Here is a 20,475-nt window from a genome sequence, read left to right on the forward strand (position 1 = left end):
AAACTTACAGAAATTTCCTCTAAAAAAGAACAGTTACACCTGTTCTTTTTTTTCTTTATTTCTCTTTCTCCGATGTTGGAAAAAATCTTTCATGATATCGGCGCACTCAGTTTCTAAAATGCCACTTTCTACAGTGACACGATGATTGAGCCGTTTATCTTCCAAGATTTGATACAAACTTACCGCTGCTCCAAACTTGGGATTTGTTGCACCAAAGTATACTTGTGGAATACGGGCTAAACCAATGGCTCCAGCACACATAACACAAGGTTCAATAGTAACAAATAAAGCACAGTCTAATAAACGCCAGTTCCCCACAGCTTCATTAGCAGCCTCAATGGCGCAAATTTCTGCATGGTGAGTAGCACGGCCATCAAGTTCACGGCGGTTAAAGCCGCGGCCAATTACTTCACCATCGTGTACAATGACCACGCCGATGGGAACTTCTTCATTTTCTGCTGCCTTTTGGGCTTCAAGCAGTGCTTGCTGCATGAAATATTCTTTTTCTTGCTGACTAAACTCCATTATACCGTCCATTTCATATGGGGTTGAGCTAAGTCAACCGGTATATTTCCTGCTGCTTCTTGCGCTTCCTCACGTAATACTTGTAAATCACCAACTTGTGGCAGATGTGTGAGGATTAGTTTTTTCACATTGGCTTGTGCTGCAATTTCTCCTGCTTCTACACTGGACAAGTGGTTAGGCATTTTGGCCTTATCCTTGAAGAAATAAACGTCAGCCAGCAAGATATCCGCATCTTTGGAAAAATCAACAAGTTCTGCAAAATAGCCCGTATCTCCTGTATAAATTAAAACCTGTCCTGTAGCTCTCTCAACAATACGCATCGCGTAGCAAATAACAGGATGCACTGTTTTTAAGAACTGAATATCAAAGGGTCCAACAGATGTGCCGTTTTCGACATCATAAGCAATTCCCTCACTGACATTTTCCAAAGATAATTTTGAAAATTCATATTCATTTTCCTGATGGCCATAAATTGGCAACATTTCTGGTTTCACTGTTTGCAGCTGACGATATTGACGCAAAGCGCCCAAGTCTGCTATGTGATCTTCATGGTAGTGGCTCAAGATGATTGCATCCAAATCATTGGGTGAAAGCTCATGCTCAAGTTCCGTCACTGCACGTGATCCGGCATCCAATAAAAGGTTAAATCCCTCTTCACTTTGTAATAAATAAGAAGTTGTGCCTGCATCACGTGTGGGATATCCGCCCCATACACCAAGTGCTGTTAATTTCATATTGTCTCCTCTCTTTCAAACCTTAACATAAAGTAAACGATAATTAAAAATGTGCTAGATACCAGTAAGGTCCAGTTGCCAAAGATATCGGCACTATAAGTACCCAAGATAGTCCCTAAGAAGAAGGCGCCGACCAGACTAGCAAAGACACGGAAGTTTTGTAAGTAGCGTTGTTCATGTGTCAACGCGTAATTCGTTAAGTTGACCATGGTTGATTTCAAATTTCCGGTCATCATGATACTTCCGTAAGGGAGCCCTCTTGTTTTGCTGAAAGTATCGTGCTGAATGGCCATGAAGAATGATAAAAAGCCAACAAAAATGGAAACAGGTAATTTTAAAACCGTGGCATAAAGTAAGGTAAATACGGTCACACCTGTCCACTGCAATAAGAGCAAATAAATCGTATCCGGCTTATTCTTCTTCCTTAAGTAATAAGAATATATATTTTTAAAAATTACTCCACAAGAAAAGAAAAGAACAGGAATAATAAAATCTGCTACACGTACAAAATTTCCTTTGGCTAAATAAACCGCTGCCTGTATCATGTTCCCCGTTTGCATCCCAATGAAGCGCCCATCAAAGTGGAAAAAGGAAAAAGCATCCATAAATCCAGCGTTCATCGCTAAGAGCGAGGCTACTCTTAGTTTTTCTCTCATTTCAGTGTTCATATTCTTATTATAGCATTCTTAAAACCTTTTGGCACAATTGTGTTTCGTTGATCTTCTATAGGCCACTTTTGTCCCTTTGATCTGCATCAAAAATAATATATAAACAAAATGCACTGTCAAATTCTTTTGACACCTCCTTTTTTTGAAAATATAAAAAAATCGGCTTATAATGAAAGTGCATACATATCTAAAAGATATCGAATTTTTAATGAAAATTAAACAAATTAAGGAGAGCTTATGAAAGTTTCAATATTTTCCACTTGTGTGATGGACCTTATGTTTCCACAAGTTGGAATTGCAATGGTTGAAGTACTCGAACGTTTGGGAATTGAAACAGACCTACCTGAAAAACAAATTTGCTGTGGACAACCGACTTATAACTCGGGGTTAGCTCAAGAATCCATGCCTACCATCAAAAACCAGATTGATGCTTTTGCATCTTCTGATTATGTGGTTGGTATAGCCGGATCTTGTTCAGGGATGTTCACTGAGTATCCACATATGTTCGATGAAGGCGATCCTTATAAAGAGAAAGCAATTGATTTAGCAGATAAATCCTATGAATTCACTCAATTTCTTTATCGAGTGTTAGGGATTGAAGATCTTGGTGCCACCTTTAATGGCGAGAAGGCAACTTACCATCGTTCTTGTCACATGACCCGCATATTAGGTGAACGAGAAGCTCCTTTTGTCCTATTAGATAAAGTCAAGGGACTTGAGCTTCTTCCGCTGCCTCATTTAGAAAATTGTTGCGGTTTTGGTGGAACGTTCTCCGTTAAAGCTCCTGAAATCTCCGAAATGATGGTTGCTGAAAAAACAAGAGATATCTTATCAACAGGTGCCGAAATCTTAATTTCTGCTGATTTAGGTTGCTTAATGAATATCGGTGGAAAATTAAATCGTGATGGCAAAAAGGTTAGAGTCATGCATATTGCCGAAATTTTAAACACAAATGTTGATTTAGAAAGAATCGATGCAATCAAAAATCCAGCATTTATAAAATAAATAGGAGGAGAAAATGGGCCTTTCAACAAGTACAAAAACTTTCGCTGAACGTTTAGAAGAAAGTAAAAAAGACAAGTTTGCAAAAGCTGCAGTTGCACAAGCACAAGATGCTCAATGGGACAAACGAGAAGCAGCACGTGATGAACTAGGAAATTGGCAAGAATGGCGTGATATTGCTGAATCAATCCGTCAACATACTTTAAAATATTTACCACACTATTTAACTGAATTTTCGGATAATGTAGCCGCTCGTGGCGGACATGTCTTCTTTGCGGCTGATGCTAAAGAAGCTAATGATTATGTGAAACGTATTATTCTTGAAAAAAATGCTAAAAGATTGTCAAATCAAAATCAATGGTATCCACTGAAGTAGACATTGACCCCATGCTCGTCTCCCTTGCTGATGATATGGAAATTTTAGAGACGGACTTGGCCGAATTTATATTACAAGTTGCTGACTGGGATGAGCCTTCGCATATTGTTTTTCCAGCTTTGCACAAAAATCGTGATCAGATTCGTGAAATTTTTGCTCAAAAACTTGGATATAAGGGAGACAATGATCCTGTTAATCTTGCACGATGTGCGCGTGAAACCATGCGTAAACTTTTCTTGAAGTCGGAAGTAGGCATCACTGGGTGTAACTTTGCCATCGCCAATACTGGCGACATTAATTTATCGACCAATGAAGGAAATGCTGATTTAACGATTTCTATTCCTAAAACACAGATTGTGTTAATGGGAATGGAACGAATCGTTCCCTCTATTAAAGAAGCTGAGATCTTGGATAATATGCTTGCGCGTTCAGCTGTTGGGCAAAAATTAACAACTTATGTCACTTTTGCTGGTCAAAAAGCCGAGGACGAATCTGATGGGCCGGAGAATTTTCATGTTGTGATTATTGATAACGGTCGTTCAAATGCGATTGGAACTGCTTTTGAAGCTGTCTTACAGTGTATCCGCTGCGGTGCTTGCTTAAATGTTTGCCCTGTCTATCGTCAAATTGGAGGTCATGCTTACGGCTCTATTTACCCTGGTCCGATAGGCTCCGTTCTCTCTCCTGTTCTAGGAGGTTATGAACAATATGGAGATTTACCATATGCTTCTACCTTATGTGGCGCTTGTACAGAAACCTGTCCCGTAAAAATCCCTTTGCATGAACTTTTAATTGAACATCGTAAAGTCATGGAAGACGATTTGTCAATGCATCACGACGGTTCTTTTGTCAATTTTGAAATGAATGCGATTGGAAAAGGCACAAGTAGTCCCGCAATGATTGGAATGGCAATGAAGATGGCCCATACTGGTCTCAATATGTTACCCAAAAATAAGGAAGTAAGCGTTGGAGGTTCTTTGTTTAAGTACGGTGCAGTTAGCAAAGCACCTGCTCTAGCCAAAGGTTGGACGGATGTTCGCGACTTACCTATAGCTCCTCCACATAAAGAACAGTTTCGTCACTGGTATAAAAAACATAAGGCAGGTAAATAAAAATGGCAGGAACTATTGAAAATCGAACTCAATTTTTAGATACATTGTTAAAAAAACGTGGTGGTGTAGAACTACCATTTGAACCTTATACTCTCATTTCAGATCTGCCTCAAACACATTTGGCAGATTTAAGTAGTAACGAATTACTCAAACTTGCCAAGGAACAAGCACGTCGCGTTTCAGCGAATCTAGTGGAAACAACTTCTTCAGAAATGAATGAGATAATTTACGGTTTAATTGAAAAATCTGGTGGGGGGCAGGTAATGATTCCTTCAACAGATGAGCTGGAAAAGCTAGGGGTTAATATTATTTCGGACCAACTGGTCAAATGGAAAATTGGTAAAGAAAAACGTGAAGAAAATATTAATGCTGCTCAAAATTCAAATGTTGTTGTAGCCGTTCCTAAATTTTTCCTTGCCGAATCAGCCACAATTGTGGTTGAATCAGAAGCTGGTCAAGGGCGTTCTTTGCACTTTTTACCTACTCATTATATTTCTGTGATTCCCCTCAGCCGCATGATTCCACGCTCTACACAAGCTGCAACTTGGTTGGCTGAAAATAAAAAGCCAGGTTCAACGGTGCATTTTATTTCTGGACCATCAAATTCTGGTGATATTGAAATGCAGCTTGTAGTCGGGCTTCACGGTCCTTTGGAAATTAATTACGTTATTGTTAAAGATTTATAGGAGTTGATAAAATACAAAAAAGCTTACTGACTGACTATGACACCAGTTAGTGAGCTTTTTTATTTCTTTGTATTTTTTTTGTTTTTATATGCGAGATATCCTTCAGGAACTATAATGATTGCTATTATTATTCCGGGTAGAGCACTGTATCTCCCCTGAACTAAATCATATAATACGAAAAGGATACAAACGACTAGAATTATTTCTTTTGTTAATTTAAAAATCAAAATAAGTTAATATTCCATTTTATAAAAACAAGGATTACTAATAACAAAATAAAAGAAGCAAATAACCAAATAAAGGTCCATTGTTTTCGACTATATTTGCTATTTCTTGAATCATTGATAGCCTTAAATATATCAATAATCCATACACGCATCCAAATCCATGCTGCACCAATAAAGAAGGCGATGAGTAATAGAGTTACAATCCAAACTTCAATCATTTATAAATTACCACCATTCCAGCCATCCATTATTTTTTATTTTATCTCTACTATCTAGCCATTTTGCCACAGTTGTTCCTGGATCAAGTATATTTTTTACTATACTAGAGATAACAGTGTCAATTCCTGACACTTTTTTGATACCGAAAGTAAAAAGAGTAGCAACAACTTTTTTACTGATTGTATTTGCTGCTTTTTTGCTCCCACTTTTAAGACTAGTGCTTTTACACCTGCTCCTGCAGCCCCACCTGTCACAGCAACCAGTCCTACGTTAATAGCACCTGCTAATACTTTTACAGAAATTGTACCATGTTTAGCTGCTAATACACGTTCAGATGTAACTTTATCTAATACACTTTGGTGGTTTTCATTAATTTCTTCAATAAGTCGATCTGTTGCTCCTTGTAAATCTTGATAAACAGAAGAATTAGGATCATACAAATCCATCAATGTCTTTTTATAAGCTTCTCTATCCTCTTGAGTAGGGAGGTCAGCTTTTTCTGCTTCTTGTTGTGCTGCTTCCTCAAAATTTTTCAACTCTTCTGGAGTCATCTGTTGGGTATTAATAATTTCTTCAGGATTATCAATTAGTTTTTGAAGATTTTCATCATCAATTGATGAATCATCATTTAAATCATCTGCGCTTACTGAAGTAGTTACTTTAGTTAAATATTGTACGGCAAAATTTTTCTGGTGAATAATGCTTGACGCAGTTGCTTCAAATATTAGTATTGATACCTAAGTTATACTGAGAAACTTATACTTTTTTTCACTTACTACCTCTTCCTTAAAATAAACTTATTTTTTAAAATTGTATTATATTCTGACTATTATGTCAATTATTATCTTGTACAAGATTATATTTTTTCTAGTGTTTAGAAAATGACCATTTTCTGAACACTTTTTAATTTCTACAATTTTTGTCGATATCTTTTATATTTTATGTTCATTAACTTGTGATTTAAATTGTGTTCATTTATATATAGTATTTTAAGTTACAAATATGTTTGAGAATAACCTCACACATATAAATGCATGAGGTTATCAATATAACTTATATTAACTTTCCGAAAAACCAAACTTTATTGACAAATCTTTTTATCATAATAAAATACCGAAGAGATTCAGTTCTCCTCGGTATTTTCGTTATAGCTATAACTATTAAGTTATGAGCACCTATCAATATGCTTATTTTTATATTCAAGTTTAAATCGAATTTATTTATCTCTTAAAGTTCAAAATCTATGTCTTCTAAATCAGAAGGGAAAAAGGGTAATTCAATAAATTTTCTAAACTTCATCTTTATCTTTATAAATATATTCATATTTCCATTTCTCTCATTTCCATCATATATTATCTATTTTTTAGACGCATTACGGTAAATAATGCTCCCAATGCAAGTAAGGTTATTCCAACCATTAAAACAAAATAGGAGCGTACTTCTCCTGTTTGAGGTAAAGTTTGGTTCTCTGTTTCACTTCCCTCTTTATCTGTCACTATTATATTACTTTCATTTTCATTATTAGCTGTAACTTCTGAATTATTGGGACCAGATATATCTGTATTTGAATTTCCGTCCTTATCTTTATCCTGTACTTCTTCGCTACCAGATTCACCATTGTTATCTGAGCCGTCAGTTTCTGAATCTTCTTCAGAAACAACAATTTTTGCAGTCGCAGAGTAATGTCCTTCTATTGTAGATGATTTACCCCGATGTTCTTCTGGAATCGTATATGTTACTTCATAAGTACCAGCTTTTGTTGTATTTACACTTCCATCAACAATAATATCAGAGAATTCTTCACTATTTCCCACTGCATCTGTGGCATCATCGAAGTTATCTTCTGGAGACCATGCATCACCTATTTTCAGAGTTGAATCATGAACATGGATATGCCATTGATCTTCTACTTCTCTATCCTTAACGGTTACTGTGGCCTTAGCACTCGCTCCTCCACATTTATAAGTTATATCATAGGTGCCTGATTGCGTAATATCTACTGTGCCACTTACCTCAATTTTTTCACTATCAAATTTTAAAATGAGCATCCCATTCTCATCAATAGCATTCACAAAATTATCTTCTGGAGACCAACTATCCCCTACATAAATCGTTGAATCTTTAGCTTTGATTTCAGCTTGAGCCTTATCAGTAACATTAACATAAGCATAACCACTAATTGTTTTATTATTATTCGTAGTAACAGTGTATGGAATAGCTGTTCCTTGGATAGAAGTCTCCCATTTATCATATTGACCTGTTTGCCAGTTATAATTATTCAGAGAGATTAGATCTCCCATCTGTATAACACCATCCAAAGTCATTCCCTCAAAAGATGTGCTCTTGACAGTGAAATTATTATAACTTGTATAACGCTGGATACTAGCACTACTCATGCCAACTTCTCCTACAGTGACAAGGTTATCAATATTTACTAAACGCTCTCCCATCTCAGGATTTGAATACATAGAAACGACATCTAAAATATAATTATTACCTGATGCTCCTGTAAAATAGTCCTTATCAACAATAGGTGAAAAATCTCTTATTTTATTCGCAGCTACGTTGAGCGATGTCAGATTAGGAAGTGTAGAAATACTTGTAACAGAATTCATTGTGGTCTCATAAATGTTTACCTGTTCAAGAGAAGTCATATTTTCTATCCATTTAAAAGAATTATCATCAGTCTCTCCTAATTGACCAATGTCCAACCTTTTTAGATGAGAAAGTGAGCCAAGTCCAGTAAGATTTCCTTTTAAACGCGGATAGCCTGTTGTTCCTTTTATTTCTGTGTTCATGTAGGTCATATAAAGGTTTTGAAGATTTGTTACTTCTCCTAACGGTGAAAAATCAACTTCTTGCTGTATCCCTACGTCTTTCCCATTAACTTTCATACTGGCATCAGTTCCAGTAAAAGTAATGGCATTAAAGCTTATGGTAGTCAGGTTCTCAAGGCTTTTTATCTTTGTAAGTACCTCTGAGGAAGTTTCAACATACATAAATGATAATCCAGTAATGCCTTTTAGATATTCTAGACCCTCCCATGAATCTACTTTTAAATAAGTTGTTTGACTCCCCGTTAATGACAGAGAACCAGTAATAGATTCTAGTTCCTCAATACTGGGAGAATATGAGGTTAGTTTACCAAGTTTAGCGTTAACAATCTTTCTCAAGGCCTCATCAGGGATAAGATAATCCGAGGAAACAGAATCGTTACTACTCTCAGTTTGTTCACTTATCTGATAATTATCATTAGAAGACACCGCCGCTCTTGCCTCTTCTTCTGTTCCTAGTAAAGATTGGTCATCCTCCGAAGAAAGATTGGGACTTTCTATGTCATCATTTTGCTCACTTATCTCTTTTGATTCTAATAGCGTCTGTTCTTCTTCTGAAGACAGAATTTTATTCTCATTCTTCGATGAGGATTCAGGAATAGTACTGTTTACCTCTTTTTCCTCTTGCACACTCGCAAAAGTTTGAACGGGTGGCGAAATCGCTCCTAGTAAAATTACACTTAATGCTAATGTGCTAGTAATTTTTTTCATATTTTTTGTCTCCTTATTTCATATCTATTCAGTTATTTTTTCTTGTTAAAACGCAATGTAGTTAAACTTATTCCAAGCACGAGTAAAGCAATTCCTATTATTGAAACAATATAGGAGAATATTTTATCTTCCCCTGTTTGAGGTAAAACTTGATTCTCTGATGTACTTTCCTCTTTATCAGTCACTATTACATTACTTTCAGCATTATTATTAGCCGTAACTTCTATATTATTGGTTCCAGATGTATCTATATTGGAATTTCCGCCCTTATCTTTACCTCGTTCTTCTTCCCCACTAGATTCACCATTGTTATCTGAGCCGTCAGTTTCTGAATCTTCTTCAGAAACAACAATTTTTGCTGTAGCTGAGTAATGTCCTTCTATTGTAGATGATTTACCCCGATGTTCTTCTGGAATCGTATATGTTACTTCATAAGTGCCAGCTTTTGTTGTGTCTACACTTCCATCAACAATAATATCAGAGAAGTTTTCGACATTACCTTCGAAATCCGTTGCTTCATCAAAGTTATCCTCTGGTGACCACTTCTCTCCAACTTTTAATGCTGAGTCATGAACTACAATATGGGACTGATCCTCATTTTTACTGTAAATAAAGATAGTTGTAGTATCTTCCTCTGTGATTATACCCTCTGTATTCTGTGATTCCTTCAAGGTATAACCTGGAAATTCCAAAGGATAGCTCTTATAAGGATCTCCTAAATGCACAGGGTCTGGTGTTATAATAATATCTTTTCTAAGCGGTGTCCCTTCTGTGTCAAGATATTTAATAGTTCTTGTTCCTGGAACAGCTTTATTTTTAGTATAAATATAGGTTACAGTTTGTGCTTGGTCTGTGAAAACACCTTGACCATTATTATCTTGGACTTCTTTGAAAGTGTACCCATCAATATCTTTTTGAACACTCTCATATTCCTCACCAATATTACCTTGTAGTGTTTCTTCATCAGCTATAGGAACATCTTGGTTATCCACATATTTTACGGTAACATCTGCACCAACTATTGGATTTTGTTTATAGATATAATTTACTAACTGATCCTCATCTGTGTATGTTCCACTTGCATTTTCAGGAACTTCTATCAAACTATAACCCGGTATATCAATTGCTTCCGTAGAATATTCACCACCTAATGTTCCATAATTTGGAATAGGTGGAATTAAACTTTCTCCACTTTCATCTTCATAGGTCGCTGTAACCATACGATAGCTGTCATAGTAAAGCTGTCCTACTTGAGTTTCATCAGCTCCCTCAAAAAATTCAGCCATCAAATTTTTCCCTGAGTGTGCTTCATCCCAATCGACACTAAGTGCTAAGTCAACGGTAAAATATTGATAAGAAATAGAAGTTCCTGAGTAAGAGATATACTTAATTTGACCTATATCTGCTGGTGGAGCTGATGAATATTTCACACCATCCACTGAATAGCTATAGGTATAAGTCATGCCTACAGAAGCAGAAATGCTCGGTAAAGCTTGTAGAGTCACTCCTTCTGATAATTTAATCCTTTGGCTAAGCCTATCATCAAGTAATGCATTTCCCACACTGGATACAAATTGAACAGCTACTGGACTAGCATCATCTTTTTCTATCTTCATCGTAGCATCTGGTAACCTTAATGGTACTCCATTACCTTTCAAGCTATAGGTCATATTAAAAGCGCGTTCTAAATTTTCATTTTGTATATCCTGATTACCTTCTGTGGCTAGCGCGAAAGAAGTCATTGATCCGTGACCGAGTAGCACTGCGCAGAGCAATAAATAAGTTAATTTTTTTGACATTTTAATCCTCCTCAGATTTCCTTTAATAGATAGTGCTTTATAAATTCGTTAAACATTACTTTTCAATAAAATTAGGGTTTTAATGAAAAACATCTCTCTTAAAGCGCGGTATTATAGGATTTACGATAAATTTAATATTGCAAAAAAACATAAATGAAGTTAAAATTCATATTGAAAGTGCACTCTATATAGCTTTTAAGTTTTAATATATTTCATTAAAACCCTAATTTTTCTGACTTTTCAAATATCTACAAACAGCTTAAAATAGCAATTTATAAGCACAACAATGAATATCCACATATATTTTCTCTTTTAAAGCCTGAGTGTTTTTCTTTTTCTGTACTATAAAAGTACTTTTTTAAATAAACGTTCTATTCATTTATTTATCTTAACTTGACTGTTATGTAGATCATTGCCCCAACAAAAAAACAAGTACCTCTTGGTTACTTGTTTCTTTTTATTGACTTTATTTCTTCATCATTTCTTCTTTTTTGAGTGATTAAATCTTCGCACGCTTCAAGAATGTTCTTCCTATCTTGTTCCGATACTTCTGCATTTATAAATACTTTAGTTACATTTGAAAATCTTAAATCAGATGGGCCTGTGGCTAACAATAAATCAGGAAGAACTTTTTGTTTCAAACTGATCCATTCATAGTTAAAGCGTGGGGAGAGTAAATGATCCAACCGTTTACGCATGATTACATCCACATATAGGGGGAGGTCTGTGTCCAATAAGATAAGAAGTTTAACTTCAAAATCTCGTGGAGAAAACTCTGCAGCATAAGCTTGGGCATACCGCAAGGTTAAAGATTTCATCATATTTTCTGAAAGTTGAGGCGAAGTTTCTTTAATATGCTTTCTAATACTTGGAAGAAAATGAGGATAATTATTGGCACTATAAGTAAATATAGTGAGGGCTGAAGAATTAAAATAAATGTCTTTGAATGTATCCACAAATATTCTCCCTGAAATGAGCATCGCTACAAACCGAGCTCTTTTTTCAGAAATAATTTCAAAGTCAGGATGTTTGTCTCTTATAAAGACAATAAATTCTCGTATACTTGCATAACTCTGTGGTTCAATACTCTTTAAAATACTTAAAGTTTCGGATGTGTCTTGTATATATTTATAGCTATCAGGGAACATGTACAAAATAAAAAAAGCAAATTTTACTTCTTGAAAACTTAGCTTATACTTCAATACAAAAAGCTTAGAAAAGCGTTTAAAATATTCATTGTTCGTAAGGAGTGCTTCAAAATATGAGGGGAGGTCCATTTGAGAAATTTCACAACCTATCTGAGATCTTTGAATACATGCAGCCCAATAATAGGTTAGCTGAAGTCTTTTACCGTAGCTAATTCCTTCGGAAACACTCGTCAAGGATGAAATAAAACGATTGAGTGTTTCTCTCTCAACCTCTTTAAAAGGCCAATAGATACCTCGGAAATAGCGCCAGAATAAGCTGACCAAGCAGTAGCGAATACTCGCTTCATTCCCAACTATTCGAATATTTCCCTGACGTATGCTTATTCTTATTCCAAGTGGGATAAGTAATTCATTCGCATTCCTTATGTATTTTCGTAGTGTACTCTCACTCATGAAGTTTTCTGTACAAAAATTAGAAAAATCCACTTCTTTATGTGTAAGAAATTCTTTGGCCAAGTTCATCATCGGCTCATCATTTACAATCTGTCCCCTTACTCGAAAATAGTCTATCTTATTTCCTCTAAAAATATATTGTCCCCTTGATATAGCTTCTATTTCAGGTACTGATTTTTCAGATTGAATAAGATCATTAAGCGCTCCTATCAGCTTATATATACTTCTTCTATCTAAGCCGAGTTCAAAAACAAGTTCCTCTATTCCTACCGCGTCTTCACTATTATAGAGATGTTTTAACAAGAGTAGTTTACGAACACCGTCTTTACTGAATAACCTTTCAGGATATCTATTTGACATTTTCCCTCCAAATGTTTTAAACTCACTTACTTTCATATTGAACTAAACACGATTTAGTATAAATTTATTCAAAAACATCTACAAATTTCTCTAATTATTAGTGCCTAAGCTCTTTTATTACTTTTAATTAATTCTCCTTTTTATAGGGGAGTATACTATTATTCTACATAAAGAACTAATAAATTACAATAATACTTCTTTTCAAACGAAAAGATAGTATAAAAATTTAAACAATTTTTACCCAATAGAATCAAAGTTTTCCTATAAATAAAAAGAGTATCCGAATGTATCTTGGACTCTTTTTATTAGATCAGTAGATATAAAAAAGATCATACTGTGCAGAGCTTCAAATAATATGCAGATTAAGAAGCAAGTACTCTAATGCTAAAAAGTAAGATATGCGTCCATCTTTATAAAACAGATCTACTAAAAATGCTCCAAAAGCTTGCGCTCTTAGCACCAACGGCAAAATTATGTGTATAATATTATTTGTATAACAGTTGTTGTAATTACTATGATTAAACAATAAAATAGGACTTCAGAATGCGGCTAAAGTAACCGTCATAAAAAAAAAGGAAATCCCAAATAGAGATTTCCTTTTTATTTTTTTATTAAACCCACTCTTGCTTCAACACAAAGAATGACCCGCGTATCTCGCCAGCAAGCTTTGAGCGTTGGCGGGCAAATTTGAATTTTCCTTCTAGTTCTTGTGGAATTTCCATCCCTGCAGAAAGTTTGAAGCCGACAGCACGTTTCGGTTTCTTCCCTTCCTCAGCCGTTTTCTCATAGAGGACGTTAAGGACCAAGCCATCTTCAAAGTAAAACTCTGGCCAGTAGATGTCTTCGTCTTCATAAATCGCGACCTCCAAAATGGGAGATGAAAACTCAAGATTGCGCTCCTCTTTCAGCAGTTTTTTCAACCAAGCGACTTCTTTTTCCTTTTCCATAGCAGGAAAAGTGATATATTCGAATTTATATTTATTCCAGAAATAACGGGCTTCATTGGCGCGTAAGCCTGCAAGGCTTTCTGCTACAGGTGAACTTTCAAGTCCTGTCGTTTCTACCTGTCCTTCTTTAAAATTAACTTTATATGCCATAAACACCTCCTGCGTTTTTTTCTTTATTATAGCAGAAATTAATGACAATACACTACGCTTAGGCTTTGTTAATTTTTGCTCTATACATGCTAGTTTTCTGTAGAGCTTACTGGTGGATGATGAGGGCGGGACGAATTCCCCTATTCATAACGCTGTTCATAGCGTTATGCCACACGCCATTGGCACCCATACCCCAACTATTGCGTTCCGTATGAGGGGTACGTAACCACCAAGAACGATTAGCGACACGGTCTAGGACACCAGAGAAAGAACCTATACGCGTCAAATGATTCACATCTGCGACGGAAAGGGAAAAGGCACGTTTTTCACCGTCTGGAACAACTACTGTTCTATCTCCATAAGGAACAGGCCAGTTAGACAGATTAGGAATAATCCCATCCGGCAGCCGTATTGCTTCATTCCAAGGCAATAATGCTGTAGGGAAGCTACTGGCTACTGGTGCCACATGCTCTTCCCACTGCGCTCGAAGCTCTGGATCCTCTGGGAGGAAATCTTTATCGTACCATCTGTCAAGTTCCTCTCTTTGTGCTTGGTTATCCCCATTAGTTCCCACAGAGATTGATTGATTAAGGATAATCATGTGGTCACGGCCGCTTCCCTCGGCCCAATCGAGTGCAATATCTCTCATGTTTCCAAGATAGCGGAACTGCTGTCCGCTAGTCGTAAAGAGTCGCATTGGGTGCATACGACTAAAGTTAAAGACACTAATAGGATAATCTATACTAGAAATTGGATTACCGTCCCCATAGTCTCTAATCTCCGCAATCAATTCACTCACTGCTCCTGCAGTTGGTTCAGCTTGGAATTCTCGGTCTGGACGAATCAACTCACTGCTTACATGAATACCGTAATAATAAGAACCATTAATCTCATTTGCTTCTGGTCTCATGTGAGCCGCATCCATGAGATAAGAAGTTGCTTGCCCACCATTGAGCTGATTTGCCCAATAAGCCCAGCCTGATTCGTGGTCAATGACCCAGTAGTTTCCAATCGCATCAGGAGTGTTACGATAGCGTGTGTGCCACTCCTGTAGGGTTATTGGTGCCTTATCTTGAATCAAGTTTTGTGCTGTCTCACGTGTAATCATTGCGCCTGGCCACTGTCCAGTATTGGTATAGGTTTCTCCTTCAGACCAATAAGCATCCTCGCCACTTCCGGGATGTGTTGCTCGTGGATAGAGTTCCCCATTTTCTAATCTATAGCTCAAGTCACGGGCATGTCCTGTGGCAGCTGTGATAGGGTTATCCCAAACTGTGTTAAAAGTTGGCAGATACCAAGGTGCATCTTGACCTCCACGTGTCCAACCAAAGGTTAAATCGGAATACTGGTTAAAAGCAGCTGAGGGATTATCACTTCTACGTTGAGAAACATTGTTTGCTTCTGGAATATAAGGGATCCAGCTATCCAAATCATCACGTCTACCGCCTGCAACTTGCCGCCAACCAGTACTTCCTCGGTCCTGTATCTCCATAAATTCCGACAACTTCAGTCTGACCATGATGGGTTCTTGTCCAAAGTTCTCAACAAAGATATCTTTATTTTCTGTATCACTATGGTAGTAATCGTGTACCCGCCCACCGTAATCTGCTGGGTTTTCCCGCAAGCGGTCATTGATGGCTTGTTGGTTAAAGGCTTGAAAGGCGAAAGTACCGCCAATTAAACCAAGCAGAGCTAATATGGCGATATTCCGCAGTTTGCGTTTCTTTTCTGATGTCATAAGTTTCTCCCTTTCTCAAGATAGAGAAAACAACTGACACCTATTGCTGTGCTGTGCTGAAAGATTATAGTTCATTACGATTCCTCATCAAGTATTACGTCATTTTAAATTAATACACGTATAATTTAATTGTAATATTTCCGAAAAGAAATTCAAAATGAAATAAAGAAACCCATCTAAAAAATATTTATATGAATTTATTCAGCAAAAAAGTCCTGCTTTTCAGCAGAACTTATCTACATATTAATCAGCAGCCAAGGCTTCGATAGTGTTCAAACGTGCTGCACGTGCTGCAGGTGCAAGACTTGAGAGTAAAGCGATAATCAGCGCGATGATTACGGCAAAGATAATATGGCCAGAAGTAATCTGAACGATATTTCCGCCGACTAAGCTATGTAAAGCTTTGTTGATGATGCTTTGTCCCGCAAAGGCAAGAGCAATCGCAATAACTGCAGATGACAAGCCAAGGATAACACTTTCAGCTGTGAACATGCGAGAAACATCTTTACGACGTCCACCTAAGGCACGAAGGACACCAATTTCTTTAGTACGTTCGGCAACAGACATATAAGTTGTTACCACAATCATAAAGATTGAAACAATCAAGCTAATACCAGCAATGGCAGCCAAGACAGTTGAGACAATTCCTGTAATATCTGTGATTGTATCCAACATACTACCGATATTTGTTGAGGCAAACACAAGTTTGTCATTATCTTTGATATCATTGATAGCTTTGGTTACATCTTTAACTTTATCTGTATCTGTCACAGTGACGTAGGCTGTGTTTGGCATCGCATCGATATTATTTGCATCAAGCATTTCTTTCAATGCCTCTGTTGAAGTCAAAGTACCAACCATTGGCATATCTTGCAAGACGCCTGAGATTTCCATATCTTCTGTGATAGTCACAGGAGTATTGTTTTTATCCACAGTTTGGAAGCTTACCTTGACTGTTTTACCAATCACAGCTTTCCAGTCTTTTGCTTCATATGCTTTTTGATCAAACTTCTTCATGTCTGCTTCAGAGATAACGATTTGTTTACCTTTAGGTTCTGAACCAGCATGTAACGTTGAAGACTGAATCATCGGTGTCCAAGACATAATCGCTTGGCTACTAGTTGTTTGTCCCTTATAATCAAGAGTTACAGCACCTGCTTTTGTAATCCCTGCATCAACTGCTTTGACATTATCCAAGTCCTTCAACTTGTTAATGTTTTTATCAGAGATCCCCAGCATTGTTTGCTGCGCAATTGAGAAGGCTTCATCATTATCTTTACCCTGATTATTTGCAGAGTCACGTTGAACCACAGTAATAATATTTGGATTTGCCAAGCTTGTGACCTGATCGTTCATGTATTTTGTTGCCCCAGAACCTAAACCGAGGAAGAAAATAACTGAGAATAAGCCAATGGCTGTACCTATAGCAATGAGAAGATTGATTTTCCAAGTGTTTGTAAAGTGCTTAAAGGCTGTTTTAACCACATCACCATAAGAAAGTGCCTTTGTCTTGAAGGATTTTGCTTCATCTGGCACAGGATAAGCTGGCTTGTCACGCTCATCTCCGATAATCTGTCCGTCTGCCAGACGAATCGTACGTGTCCCATAGTCAGCAACTTCTTGAGAGTGAGTGACGACAATGACTGTCTTACCAGACTGTGCGATTTGGCGAAGAAGTGCCAATACTTCTTTCGTATTTTGCGAATCGAGCGCTCCTGTAGGCTCATCAGCAAGGATAATCTCAGGATCGCTGGCCAAAGCCCGCGCAATGGCTACACGTTGTTTTTGCCCGCCAGATAACTGTGCGGGTTTTTTCTTACGGTGTTCGTAAAGGCCAACTTGTTTGGTTAGCTCAACTGCACGTTCGACACGTTCTTTTTCTGATAGGCTTGTCATTTTTAAGCTAATCAAGATATTGTCAAGCACACTTAAGTAGTTGATTAAGTTGAAAGACTGGAAGATAAAGCCGATAGTATCACGGCGATAGGCATCCATATCTTTTTCTTTCTTCGCCTTTTGCGCGACACCATCGATGATAACATCACCATCATATTCACGGTCCAAGCCACCGATGATATTCATCAGGGTTGATTTACCACCACCGGACTCACCGAGTAAGCTGACAAAGTCTCCACGCTCAAACTCAAGGTCAATCCCCTTGAGCACCGGAAATTCATCTTTACCTAAAAAGTATGATTTCCTAATGTTTTTTAATTCTAATACGGGCATAATTTCTTCTTTCTAATAATAAAGATATTTCTATTATACCTTAAATTGTAACAAAGAACTTAGGACCTTAGACTGATTTAAGCTTATTTTAAAAATCGTCCCAGTTGTCGTCTCTTCTGCTGCGTGGATTATGGCCAAAATTCCAGGGGTTATGAGCATCTCGCATCTGACGGCGCATTTCTTTTCTCATTTTTGCTTCCATTTCTCTACCCATATGATGCATCATTCGTGGGTCAAAGCCGCCAGGACGCATACCACCGCCAAAGCGGAAATCACATTCCTCATCAGCTGGATTAGCTTCTTCAAGTTTTTCCAAAATATTAACCAGTTGAACTTGTTCTTCTTCTGTAAGATTACCAAAGATGCCTTCTGATAAGTCATCTTGACTTTCTTTACGTTCAACTTGAGCTTGCTTGCCTTCTTCCGTCAAGAAAACACGGCTCACTCGCTTATCATTTTCGTCTGTAACACGTTTAACTAAACCACGTTGCTCTAAGCTCTTCACTTGAGCAGTTACGCTTGAAGGTCGGATATCTAAGATTTCAGCGATTTCAGCATTAGTCAGCCCATCAGCCTTCCAGAGTTCAACTAGAAGCCCTTGTGCGCCTGTACGCGATTTTTTTTCTCCGAGTCGACTTGTCATTCTTTCCATATGCAAAGCCATGAGAAGTTGAGGATTATGAAGTAGTTTTGAAAAGAGGTGTAATAATTTATTTGTTTCTGCTGACACAGTTATTCTCCTTAATATTTAGTTTAACTCATATATAAGCTAACAAAATACATTTTAATACTTTTATTTCGTTTTGTCAACATAAAAACTAACGACTCTTAATCGTCGTTAGTTCCTAAGTCCATTTGATAAAGCTTACGGAAGTCTTCATTGTGTTCAAGAAGGTATTCCGGTTGATCATCAAGCTTGATTTTACCTTTTTCTAAAAAGATAACACGATCCATATGCTGTACACCCAACAGATGGTGAGTGATAAAGATAATCGTTTTGTCTTTTAAGCGCTCAAAGAAGAGACGCAACAGTTGATTTTCGGTAATCGGATCTAGCGAAACCGTCGGTTCATCCAAGATAACCATATCGACATCGGACAGCAAAATACGTGCTAAGGCTAAACGCTGGCGTTCCCCCCCTGAAAAACGTAGTCCTGCTTCATCCACGACCTCATTGAGTTGATTAGGCAGGGAAGCCACCATTTTTTTCAAGCCTACAAGCTCTAAAGCATTCCAAATTTCTTCGTCACTGGCATCAAGCCGAGCCAAACTAAGATTGGAACGGATACTGGCATTGAAAATATATGGGCTTTGGTTAATGACACCAATCTTTTCTTCAACATTATTGGCATAAGCTGGGGCAATTCCGGACAAATCCAAAGTCCCTTGCTGTGCAATAAGATCCCCACGAATAAGGCTTGCTAAGGTTGATTTACCTACTCCTGAGCGACCTAAAATTGCGACATGCTCTCCTTTTTTGATATGGAGATTTAAATCATCAAAGATAAGCTTATCATCAAAAGCAAAACTTAAGTTAGAAATTTGTAAGTCTGTCTCCGTAATCGTTTCTTGTCGCACATCTTCCTTAACATCAGGTAAATCATTGAGACGCTGAACAGAATCACCATAACGTTGTGTCTCAACAACAGCGTCAGACAAAGGTGCAAAGGCATCAAACAAAGGAAAGGCAGCTAGAGAAACAGCAGCAATGTAGTTCGGTGCATCTCCCGCATTTAAGGTTGAACCTGACCAAACAATCAGATAGACTACAAGTAAAGCAAAGATGAGCTGCAACACAAGGTTACGTTTCCGTACATAACTCAGTAATTTTTCTTGAATCTGACGTGCTGCTTTTTCTGAGGTTTGATAATCAAGCAAGAAATCTTCTTTTCTGCCTGATAAAACCCAGTCTTGCAAACCTAAAACATCATCTGTCAAGTCTGAAAAGAGTTGATTCCGGTAATTTTTCAAATCTCGGTCATATTTGGCTGACACTTTGAGTGATACGTAAGGAAGCACAATAACCATCAAGCCTAAGAAAAAGGCAACCACAAGAGCCAGGGTTAACGAGAAAACGCCTGAAGCGATGATGAGAGCTACAGATAAAGAACCCACAATCATCAAAGGGAAAAGAGTCCGTAAGAACAAGTCTTGAATATTCGCTATATCTTCATTAAGCAAACCAAGAAGGTCACCTAATTTGTAGCGTTCAGACAAACCAATCGCCGATTTTTCCAATCGAAGATAAAGCTTACGACGAAGATTACTGGTGATGCGTAAAATCCAGTTGTGGGATGTTAAGCGTTCAATATAGCGCACCACAGGCCGTGAAATACCAAAGACACGTACCATCAGAACAGGCACATAGATAATCAAAATGTTTTCGGGTTTAGTTGCTGATTTTGAAATCACGTAGCCCGCTGAAAACATAAGCAGGCCAGCGCAAAACATCGTTATTGTTCCTAAAATAATCGCAAGAATCATTCCGAAACGATATTTACGCAGAAAAGGTGTGATCCAATCATTATTGAAAAGAATCTTCTTCATTTTTTCTCCA

General features: G+C 37.3%; 15 protein-coding genes and 1 pseudogene. 3 read left to right on the forward strand and 13 right to left on the reverse strand.

Annotation, left to right across the window (positions count from 1 at the left end; all coding sequences use genetic code 11):
* Positions 1-33: 33 nt before the first annotated feature.
* From tadA to J0J33_RS09700, 3 genes are read right to left on the reverse strand one after another with little or no spacing between them, the layout of a single operon-like run.
* The gene (gene tadA / locus J0J33_RS09690) at positions 34-525 is read right to left on the reverse strand and encodes a tRNA adenosine(34) deaminase TadA (RefSeq protein ID WP_086583383.1); all 492 of its coding nucleotides are present in this window, start codon (positions 523-525) and stop codon (positions 34-36) included.
* Positions 525-1,259 (reverse strand): MBL fold metallo-hydrolase, encoded by a 735-nt coding sequence (locus J0J33_RS09695; RefSeq protein ID WP_086583382.1) that lies wholly within the window; start codon positions 1,257-1,259, stop codon positions 525-527. The genes tadA and J0J33_RS09695 overlap by 1 nt, the downstream gene beginning before the upstream one ends.
* The gene (locus tag J0J33_RS09700) at positions 1,256-1,927 is read right to left on the reverse strand and encodes a YoaK family protein (protein ID WP_019291858.1); all 672 of its coding nucleotides are present in this window, start codon (positions 1,925-1,927) and stop codon (positions 1,256-1,258) included. The genes J0J33_RS09695 and J0J33_RS09700 overlap by 4 nt, the downstream gene beginning before the upstream one ends.
* 237 nt (positions 1,928-2,164) lie before the next feature.
* Here J0J33_RS09700 and J0J33_RS09705 point away from each other — a divergent pair, with 237 nt between their 5' ends.
* The 3 genes and pseudogenes from J0J33_RS09705 (at position 2,165) to J0J33_RS09715 (ending at position 5,103) form a co-directional block, all read left to right on the forward strand.
* The gene (locus tag J0J33_RS09705; RefSeq protein WP_206921719.1) at positions 2,165-2,932 is read left to right on the forward strand and encodes a (Fe-S)-binding protein; all 768 of its coding nucleotides are present in this window, start codon (positions 2,165-2,167) and stop codon (positions 2,930-2,932) included.
* Between the two features lie 13 nt (positions 2,933-2,945).
* Positions 2,946-4,417, forward strand: a pseudogene (locus J0J33_RS09710) (LutB/LldF family L-lactate oxidation iron-sulfur protein).
* Positions 4,418-4,419: 2 nt separating this feature from the next.
* Entirely contained in the window at positions 4,420-5,103 is a 684-nt protein-coding gene (locus J0J33_RS09715) for a lactate utilization protein C (RefSeq protein ID WP_206887673.1), read from the forward strand.
* 223 nt (positions 5,104-5,326) lie between these two features.
* On the opposite strand, the gene J0J33_RS09720 is transcribed toward J0J33_RS09715, so the two are convergent.
* The 10 genes from J0J33_RS09720 to cydC form a co-directional block, all read right to left on the reverse strand.
* On the reverse strand, positions 5,327-5,548 hold the full coding sequence (locus J0J33_RS09720; RefSeq protein WP_206887676.1) for a hypothetical protein: 222 nt from the start codon (positions 5,546-5,548) through the stop codon (positions 5,327-5,329).
* 99 nt (positions 5,549-5,647) lie between these two features.
* Complete coding sequence (locus tag J0J33_RS10855) at positions 5,648-6,100, reverse strand: hypothetical protein (protein WP_240265677.1); 453 nt, start codon at positions 6,098-6,100, stop codon at positions 5,648-5,650.
* An 801-nt stretch (positions 6,101-6,901) separates the two neighbouring features.
* Complete coding sequence (locus tag J0J33_RS09730) at positions 6,902-9,094, reverse strand: bacterial Ig-like domain-containing protein (RefSeq protein ID WP_206921720.1); 2,193 nt, start codon at positions 9,092-9,094, stop codon at positions 6,902-6,904.
* Between the two features lie 32 nt (positions 9,095-9,126).
* Positions 9,127-10,893: a MucBP domain-containing protein gene (locus tag J0J33_RS09735; protein ID WP_206921721.1), complete on the reverse strand. Its 1,767-nt coding sequence runs from the start codon at positions 10,891-10,893 to the stop codon at positions 9,127-9,129.
* Positions 10,894-11,336: 443 nt separating this feature from the next.
* Complete coding sequence (locus tag J0J33_RS09740; RefSeq protein ID WP_206921722.1) at positions 11,337-12,854, reverse strand: helix-turn-helix domain-containing protein; 1,518 nt, start codon at positions 12,852-12,854, stop codon at positions 11,337-11,339.
* 611 nt (positions 12,855-13,465) lie between these two features.
* A complete protein-coding gene (locus J0J33_RS09745; protein ID WP_206887680.1) occupies positions 13,466-13,951 on the reverse strand; it encodes a phage tail protein in 486 nt (161 codons plus the stop codon).
* Positions 13,952-14,057: 106 nt separating this feature from the next.
* Entirely contained in the window at positions 14,058-15,689 is a 1,632-nt protein-coding gene (locus J0J33_RS09750; RefSeq protein WP_206887681.1) for a DUF6273 domain-containing protein, read from the reverse strand.
* Between the two features lie 243 nt (positions 15,690-15,932).
* Positions 15,933-17,918, reverse strand: coding sequence for an ATP-binding cassette domain-containing protein (locus tag J0J33_RS09755; RefSeq protein ID WP_206887683.1), 1,986 nt, complete (start codon positions 17,916-17,918; stop codon positions 15,933-15,935).
* Between the two features lie 88 nt (positions 17,919-18,006).
* The gene (locus J0J33_RS09760; RefSeq protein ID WP_206887685.1) at positions 18,007-18,648 is read right to left on the reverse strand and encodes a MarR family winged helix-turn-helix transcriptional regulator; all 642 of its coding nucleotides are present in this window, start codon (positions 18,646-18,648) and stop codon (positions 18,007-18,009) included.
* Positions 18,649-18,746: 98 nt separating this feature from the next.
* Positions 18,747-20,465, reverse strand: coding sequence for a thiol reductant ABC exporter subunit CydC (gene cydC / locus J0J33_RS09765; RefSeq protein ID WP_086583177.1), 1,719 nt, complete (start codon positions 20,463-20,465; stop codon positions 18,747-18,749).
* Between the last annotated feature and the right edge of the window lie 10 nt (positions 20,466-20,475).

The organism is Lactococcus sp. LG1267 (genome assembly GCF_017309545.1).
GTDB lineage: Bacteria > Bacillota > Bacilli > Lactobacillales > Streptococcaceae > Lactococcus > Lactococcus petauri.